Genomic DNA, 2,277 nt, shown 5'->3' on the forward strand with positions numbered 1-2,277 from the left:
TTAAGCACGGCGTCTTTCGCCGCCTGCGCCAGGCCGTCGCCGCCATGGCTCAGCATGTAGGTGAGGGCGCGGACATACATGCCCATCTGGCCGTTGAAGGCGGTGATGCGGCCGAGGTGCTGGCCCTCGGCATGCTCGACCAGTTGGCCCTTGCGGACAAAGGGCACCGGCGCGAAGGGCGCCAGCGCTGCCGACAGCACCACCGGGCCGGCGCCGGGGCCGCCGCCGCCATGCGGGGTGGAGAAGGTCTTGTGGAGGTTGATGTGCATCGCATCGATGCCGAGGTCGCCCGGCCGCACCCGCCCGACGATCGCGTTGAAGTTCGCCCCGTCGCAATAAACCAACGCCCCGGCCGCATGGACCGCGTCGCTGATCGCCTTCATCTCAGGCTCGAACAGCCCGCACGTATTGGGATTGGTGATCATCACCGCCGCGACATCCGGCCCCAGCCGCGCCGTGAGCGCCGCCAGATCGACCCGCCCCGCCGCCGTCGCGGGAATATCCTCGACCTGATAGCCGGCGAAGGCAGCGGTCGCCGGATTGGTCCCGTGGGCGCTCTCGGGCACCAACACGACCGACCGCGCATCCCCGCGCGCCTCGAGCGCCGCCCGGATCGACAGGATCCCACACAGCTCGCCATGCGCCCCGGCCTTGGGACTCATCGCCACCGCTGCCATGCCGGTCAGCGTCATCAGCCAGTGCGCCAGCGTGTCGATCAACTCGAGCGCCCCCTGCACCGATTCCTGCGGTTGGAGCGGATGGATATCGGCGAACCCCGCCATCCGCGCCACCTTCTCGTTCAGCCGCGGATTATGCTTCATCGTGCATGATCCGAGCGGGAACAGCCCCAGGTCGATCGCATAATTCTGGCGCGACAGGCGGGTGTAGTGGCGGACGGTTTCGGGCTCGCTGAGGCCGGGCAGGTCGAGGGACGTGCGTTCCAGTCCTGCCAGTCGATTTGTGGCTATCGCTGGCATGCCATCGAAATCGACACCCGTCCGATCGCGGCTGCCAATCTCGAACAGCAACGGCTCTTCGAGCATCAGCCCGCGGTTACCGGTCGTCGTCGCCGGCGCATCGCCGTTGACGTCGCTGGGGCTCGCCGGCCGCCAGCCTGACGGATTGATCGTCACGCGCACACCTCCTTCAGCGCCGCTTCCAGCGCATCGATATCATCATCGGTCACCGTCTCGGTCACCGCTACCACCAGCCCGTAGGCGAGCGCCGCCTCGCCCGGATAAAGCCGACCGAGCGACACGCCGCCGATTACGTCGCGCTCGACCATCGCATGGACCGCGGGCCGCGCCTCGACCGGAAGTGTCAGCGCAAACTCGTTGAAGAAGGCATCGCTTACCAGCTCGACCCCTGGGATCGCGCTCAGCCGCTCGGCGACCTCGACCGCACGCGCATGGTTGATCTCGGCCAGTCGCCCCAGCCCCTTCTCGCCCAGCAGCGTCATGTGCACGCTGAACGCCAGCGCACACAGCCCGCTGTTCGTGCAGATATTGCTCGTCGCCTTCTCGCGCCGGATATGCTGCTCGCGCGTCGACAGCGTCAGCACGAACCCGCGTTTGCCCTCGGCATCGATCGTCTCGCCGCACAGCCGCCCCGGCATCTGCCGGACATATTTCTCGCGCGTCGCGAACAGGCCCACATACGGCCCGCCGAACTGCAGCCCGACACCGATCGACTGGCCCTCGCCGACGACGATGTCCGCGCCCATCTCGCCCGGTGCCTTGATCAGCCCGAGCGCGACCGGCTCGGTCACCACCGCGATCAGCAGCGCCCCGACGGCGTGTGCGGCGTCGGCGATCGCGGTCAGATCCTCGATCCGCCCGAGGATGTCGGGATATTGGACGACGACGCAGCTCGTCTCTTTCGTGATCGCTGCGATCAGCCGCTCGCTGTCGGTGCCCTCGAAGCTCGGCACTGCCGTGTCGAGCACATCGCCGGTGAATCGCGCCATCGTCTTCGCAACCGAGACATAATGCGGGTGCAGTCCCGACGACAGGATCGCGCCCGTCCGCCGCGTGATCCGCCGCGCCATGCCGATCGCTTCCCAGCAGGCGGTCGATCCGTCGTACATCGAGGCGTTGGCAACGTCGCATCCGAGCAGCCGCGCGACCTGCGTCTGGAATTCGAACAGCACCTGCAAAGTACCCTGTGCAATCTCCGGCTGATAGGGGGTGTAGGCGGTCAGGAACTCGCCGCGCTGGATGATGTGATCGACGCTGGCCGGCACATGGTGGCGATAGGCGCCACAGCCGAGGAAGAAAG

General features: G+C 67.2%; 2 protein-coding genes. Both read right to left on the reverse strand.

The annotated features are described in order from the left end of the window. A partial coding sequence (gene gcvPB / locus RMN84_RS08775; RefSeq protein WP_309611799.1) for an aminomethyl-transferring glycine dehydrogenase subunit GcvPB occupies positions 1-1,133 on the reverse strand: 1,133 nt, incomplete at its 3' end. Beyond that, positions 1,130-2,277, reverse strand: a 1,148-nt coding sequence (gene gcvPA, locus RMN84_RS08780) for an aminomethyl-transferring glycine dehydrogenase subunit GcvPA (protein ID WP_309611800.1), incomplete at its 5' end; no start/stop codon positions are given. The genes gcvPB and gcvPA, both read right to left, overlap by 4 nt.

The sequence above is a fragment of the Sphingomonas sp. genome (assembly GCF_031380695.1).
Taxonomy (GTDB): domain Bacteria; phylum Pseudomonadota; class Alphaproteobacteria; order Sphingomonadales; family Sphingomonadaceae; genus Sphingomicrobium.